This window comes from Vibrio sp. 10N.261.45.E2 (assembly GCF_002875705.1).
In the GTDB taxonomy this organism is placed as follows: Bacteria; Pseudomonadota; Gammaproteobacteria; order Enterobacterales; family Vibrionaceae; genus Vibrio.
Genome location: NZ_MCZZ01000114.1, coordinates 1 through 5,319, shown reverse-complemented (window position 1 = coordinate 5,319; position 5,319 = coordinate 1). Strand labels below are relative to the sequence as shown.

At 50.4% G+C, this 5,319-nt stretch carries 5 protein-coding genes; all 5 read left to right on the top strand.

The genetic code is table 11. The features are described 5' to 3' along the window. The first annotated feature begins 40 nt into the window (after positions 1 to 40). The 5 genes from BCT34_RS10390 to BCT34_RS10370 all read left to right on the top strand — a co-directional run bounded on the left by BCT34_RS10390 (position 41) and on the right by BCT34_RS10370 (position 4,785). Positions 41 to 1,234 (top strand): IS91 family transposase, encoded by a 1,194-nt coding sequence (locus BCT34_RS10390; protein ID WP_076656859.1) that lies wholly within the window; start codon positions 41 to 43, stop codon positions 1,232 to 1,234. A 249-nt stretch (positions 1,235 to 1,483) separates the two neighbouring features. Next, positions 1,484 to 3,472, top strand: a complete 1,989-nt coding sequence (locus tag BCT34_RS10385; RefSeq protein WP_241906869.1) for a helicase-related protein — start codon at positions 1,484 to 1,486, stop codon at positions 3,470 to 3,472. Between the two features lie 79 nt (positions 3,473 to 3,551). Continuing rightward, complete coding sequence (locus BCT34_RS10380) at positions 3,552 to 3,902, top strand: hypothetical protein (RefSeq protein ID WP_241902782.1); 351 nt, start codon at positions 3,552 to 3,554, stop codon at positions 3,900 to 3,902. 65 nt (positions 3,903 to 3,967) lie between these two features. Continuing rightward, positions 3,968 to 4,462, top strand: coding sequence for a hypothetical protein (locus BCT34_RS10375; RefSeq protein WP_076656857.1), 495 nt, complete (start codon positions 3,968 to 3,970; stop codon positions 4,460 to 4,462). Next, a complete protein-coding gene (locus BCT34_RS10370; RefSeq protein WP_076656856.1) occupies positions 4,459 to 4,785 on the top strand; it encodes a hypothetical protein in 327 nt (108 codons plus the stop codon). Before BCT34_RS10375 ends, BCT34_RS10370 begins: the two co-directional genes overlap by 4 nt. Positions 4,786 to 5,319: the final 534 nt, after the last annotated feature.

The following is a 5,319-nucleotide window of genomic DNA, read 5'->3' as shown; positions in this document are numbered from 1 at the left end:
ATTCACTATGCCACTACATTGATCGTTTATCCTATAGGTTATGCATCCGAATAAGCCTATCAAACAACTCTTTAATGCCAACGATACTTGGCTGAACTACCTCAATAAGTACCGAGAAACCCTCCGAACCGTCGTCATTGAAAACGTCACCAAGATGCTCGCTTGCAGTACCGCTGCTTTTGGCTCTAAAGAGTATCGATGCAGCCATGCTGACTGCACCCATCACAAATACATTCACCAGACGTGTAAATCTCGCTTTTGCAGCAGTTGTGGCATAAAAGCCACAGAGCGGTGGATACGAAAGCAACAACATGTCTTTCCTGAGTGTGAGTATCAACACGTTACGTTGACGCTACCACACACGTTGTGGCCAATCTTTCGGGATAATCGTTTTCTTCTCAATCATCTCTTTAGCTGTGCAGCCAAAATCTTCTTAGGATGGGCAAAGCAACTCGATATCGATATTGGCGTGTTCTGTGCACTTCATACCTACGGCAGAAAGCTGAATTGGAATGTTCACATCCACTTATCTGTCACCCGCGGGGGCTTATGTAAGAGGACAGGTCTATGGAAGCCCATTTTCTTTAAAGCTAAGACCACAGAGAAGTGTTGGCGCGTTGCCATCACTCAACTTCTCAGCTCCAATTACTCAGAGTTAGACTTGAGTGGAAAGGACTGCCCTTTCATTCGTAATGAGCAAGATTGGTCCCGATTTTTAACCAGCCAATATTGCCGACGATGGAAACTGCACTTTGCAAAGAAAACGGCCAATGTGACCCCCACCATGACCTACATGGGTCGATACCTAAAGCGGCCACCGATATCGGCATCTAGGTTACGACATGATTTCCAAGGAGGATTAGTGACATTTGATTATCTTAATCATAGGAATGGTCGAACGGAATCCCTCATTTTGAGTCCAGAAGCTCTGATAGAGCGCATGATTGAGCATATTCCAGATAAGCACTTCAAAATGATTCGATACTTCGGTTTTCTATCAAACCGACGTCGTGGTGAGATGCTCCCTAAGGTCTACGATGCCTTAGGCATCGCGCCTAAAGACGCACCTGAAATGCCCGGCTACGCCGCCATGTTGAAAGGGTATGTGAAGGTTGATCCATTTGAATGCATTCTTTGTGGGCACCGTTTAACGTTTCTTCGCTTTAGGGCTGGGGAGCCGCTGTCAGAGCTGGTCCACCATGCTCTAGTTCAAGCCCAAATCAGGTCAATTTAGGCATTTCGCAGGATGAGTGTATCTGAAATAGCGAAAACAGCGTGAAAGTGTTCAACTAACCCCCAAGTTTAGATTGTAGAGCAGACGCTAGGTCTGTCCGGGACTCATTCTGACGTGAGTTAGGTTGCGATTTTTCAGGTTAGGAAACATTGAGATTCCTTACCTTGAACTGAAAGGTTCACGTACGGTTCGGAGGGGGGATGACGTTCGACCTTATAACAAGGAGAGCGCTTCCTACCCTACACCATCATGGGTATCGCCACCACAGCGGTGGCTTACCATGAAGGCAAGGCTAAGCGCTTTTTACTGTTAGCTCCGCCGCACCTGGTGTACAAATGGCGCCGAGAAATTCTCGACACTGTTCACAATGCCAAGGTGTGGGTGCTCAATGGCCCTGATACGTTGCGCTCTTTGCTTAAGCTGAGACAAGCGGCGCCTCATGATGGACCTGAGTACGTGATACTGGGCCGAGTTCGGATGCGCATGGGGTATCACTGGGAAAGTGCCTATCAAACTAAGACGCTCAAACGCACGTTAGGCCATGACGGTCTGCAGGCGCAAACCGCTCAAGTGAACTTTGTTCGTTGCTCAGATTGCGGCGCATTAGCCACCGATGAAGAGGGCGAGCTTATCGCTCCAACGCATTTTCCGGTGGATGTGCAACAGAGCTGCAAAGCGTGCTATGCCCCGCTGTGGACGCTCAAACGTCAACGCCAAAACGACAATCTGAGCAAGACCATCTCACGTGCTCTGCAGACTTTACCGACCATCGGTAAAGTCACCGCAGGCAAGCTGCTCGATGACGTGGGTGAGCGCGTGCTGGCGAAAGCACTGACGGACAACATTTACGAGCTGGTTAACTTGCTTGATGAAGACGGGGAGTTTGTGTTTAACGACCGACAATCTGAACGCATTGAGCGCAAGTTGGCCAAAACGCAATTTGCGTTTGGTCAAGGCGATTACCAAGCGAGTGAGTTCATCAAACGCTACTTCCCGAAGGGGTTCTTTGACTGGCTCATCATCGATGAGGCGCACGAATATAAGAACGCAGGGGCGGCCCAAGGCCAAGCCATGCAGGTACTCGCCGGCTGCGTAAAACAGTGCTTACTGCTGACGGGAACACTGATGGGCGGCTACGCGGAAGACCTTTTTTATCTGCTGTGGCGCACCATGCCATCGGTGATGATGGAAGAGGGCTATCGCTACCACCGAGGAAAGCTCGGCAGCGCCGCCCTCTCGTTCTCGCAAGAGCACGGCATCATCAAGGAAATCATGAAAGTGACCCACGATGTGAACCACAAAACCGCGAAAGGCAAGAACGTCAAAGTGAGTCAAACCCGCGCGCCCGGTTTTGGGCCGATGGGGGTGGCTAAATACGTCTTACCTTACACGGTGTTCGTCAAACTGGCCGACATGGGCGACGGCATTTTGCCAGACTACCAGGAGCACTTCATTGAAGTGGCTATGGAGGGTGAGATGCAGAGGCATTACGCCGACATGGAGCAACGCTTAACCGCGAGGCTTCGTCAAGCGTTGGCCGCTGGAGACCAAACCCTATTAGGGGTGGTCATGAGTGCGCTGCTGGCCTGGCCAGATTGCGCGTTTCGAGAAGAGAGGGTGGCTCACCCTCGCACTCAAGAAACCCTGGCTTATATTCCGGCTTTGTTTGATGAGCAGACGCCCACACCCAAAGAGCAACAGCTCATTGAGATGGTCAATGCGAACAAACGTAAAGGCCGACGGACGTTGGTGTACACCGTTTACACCGGCAAACGCGACACCGCATCGAGGCTCAAGTCACTGCTGAGTGACCAAGGCTTAAAATGCGCCGTGCTGCGTTCGAGCGTAAAAACCGAAGACCGAGAAGACTGGATACTGGAGCAGGTGGACAGAGGTATTGATGTGCTCATCACCAACCCAGAGCTGGTCAAGACCGGGCTAGACTTGTTGGAGTTCCCTTCGATTGTGTTTACCAACACCGGCTATAACGTCTACACGCTGATGCAAGCGGCCAGACGCAGCTGGCGTATTGGTCAACGAGAGGATGTGGACGTGAGTTTTTTAGGCTACCAAGACAGCGCGCAAATGGCGTGTCTGGCATTGATGGCCAAGAAGATAGCGGTCACCCAATCCACCTCTGGCGACATGCCGGACAATGGATTGGATGTACTCAACAGTGATGGCGACAGTGTGGAGGTGGCGTTAGCCAAATCCTTACTCAAGCAAACAACGCGTTAAGACGTTAACGTCTTAACTTACCCCAATGGGCATCTGATGCCGATTGGGGCTTGGGTGCCCATCGACCTTTAAGGATACAATGATGACGCAACCCATACCAACCGACCATGCCTTAGCCTTTGCGTATTTCAAAGAAGGCTTCCCGTATGGCGACGACAACCACTTATTATTTGAGCAGGTCTCAAACGGTGGGGACTTGGAATTTTTCACTCTCGTACTGGAGACGGTCATTCCTGTAATAGAGCAATATCTGGCGCAATTTGAGATAGACGCGCCCGATAAATTATACCTCTTCTACGGGGAGGCGTTTCCTTGCCAACTGAAACGGTTACTTGAGCGAGAGCCCAATCCCACCCGACAAGCGTTGGAGCAATGCGCAGACAAGGCCTTGCAACACATAGCCCAGGCGATGTGTGAGATCCGACAATAACTCAACCCTAACCGGGAGCTTGCCTCCCGGTACGCTCCCTTTTTTATTTGAACTGGAGCAACCCTATGAACAATACGAATCACGTACTGACTGAGCTGATGGCTTGGCTCGACGATAACATGGCCAATCAAACCGACCTGCATTTTGATAATGCTGGTCAAGTCGATTCTGCCGCCGTCTATCAAGCCCTGTCCATGCAGCTAACTACCTTGCCACCGTGCGACGCGTTAAAGGCCCATCTTGCCTTATCACACTCGATGCTGGCACAAGTGGCCCACTTACAACGTGTGCACCGTCCGGCCTTAGCCTGGCAGCCTCAGCTTATTACGTTAATAGAGCGAAGAACGTCAGGTGGACTGTTTGTGTCACCGAGCACGAACTCAGAGCCGTATCGTGAGTTTCACTACTATTGTGATGAGCACAACACACTATGGGTATTGATGGTGATGGACGGCGAAGATCGCATCATGGATGTGTATTTGCACCCTGAGCTTTACGGCGACCCAGAGGTTTTTGCGCTTTGTCGACTCTCCCATACACCAACGGGAGAGAAAGCATGAGCGATTCTAAAGAGCAACGCCTGCAGGTGGCCAACACCATTCTCATGCAACTGGGAGGTCGTCGATTCAGCATGATGACCGGCGCCAAACAGTTTGTGGCCATCGAGCGGGGGTTATTGTTTGCCTTACCGGCGAGGTTAGCCAAACAGGGCATCAATAAAGTGCGTATTGAGTTGGAGGCCAACGACACGTATACCGTGACCGCTTTAAAGGTCAACGCACGTCGCGGTGACGTCATCGAGGTTCAATGTGAATCGATGGTGTACTGCGACCAACTGGAAGCGACCTTTGAACGCATGACGGGCGTATACACTCGCCTTTAAACTTTAGCAAACCATGAACTATTGCATCAACAGTGGATAGCAGGGCGCATTACAGCCCCTGGATGTTCCAACCAACGAAGAGCCGCCGTTCTTAGAGCGTGGTGAGTTTGGAGCCGATAACCGCTATAGCCAAGAGCAGCCTGTCACGATATTACAATGTCAGCACTGCCAACATGAGATGATTGACCTATCATCGTAAGCAAGAAAGGGAGAGCATTGCTCTCCCTTCTTTTTTGACCTAATACTACCAAGCAAACGTCTGAAGCAACCTGACTACGATTACCCATATCCAATAACATTCAAATCACTGCCCACCGATAGACATTGAAGCAATACCCCTAATGTTCTGCGCCCAAGCGCTATATTTCAGAAAGCTAATGTTTTGTTTCAAAGGGTAGGCTGCGCCAAAGGGGAAAGGGGTCAAGGGAAGGGTTTTCCCAAGGGAAAAGCCCTATCCGGAAAGGGAAAAAGGGCGAGGGTGTCACTAACAAACTTTATTGTTCCAAAACACTAAATGTTTAGGAGCAATAAAGT

What these genes read in the sequence shown, in the direction of transcription:
- BCT34_RS10390 (WP_076656859.1), top strand. Translation starts at nt 41, where the DNA reads ATGCATCCGAATAAGCCTATCAAACAACTCTTTAATGCCAACGATACT.
- BCT34_RS10385 (WP_241906869.1), top strand. Translation starts at nt 1,484, where the DNA reads ATGGGTATCGCCACCACAGCGGTGGCTTACCATGAAGGCAAGGCTAAG.
- BCT34_RS10380 (WP_241902782.1), top strand. Translation starts at nt 3,552, where the DNA reads ATGATGACGCAACCCATACCAACCGACCATGCCTTAGCCTTTGCGTAT.
- BCT34_RS10375 (WP_076656857.1), top strand. Translation starts at nt 3,968, where the DNA reads ATGAACAATACGAATCACGTACTGACTGAGCTGATGGCTTGGCTCGAC.
- BCT34_RS10370 (WP_076656856.1), top strand. Translation starts at nt 4,459, where the DNA reads ATGAGCGATTCTAAAGAGCAACGCCTGCAGGTGGCCAACACCATTCTC.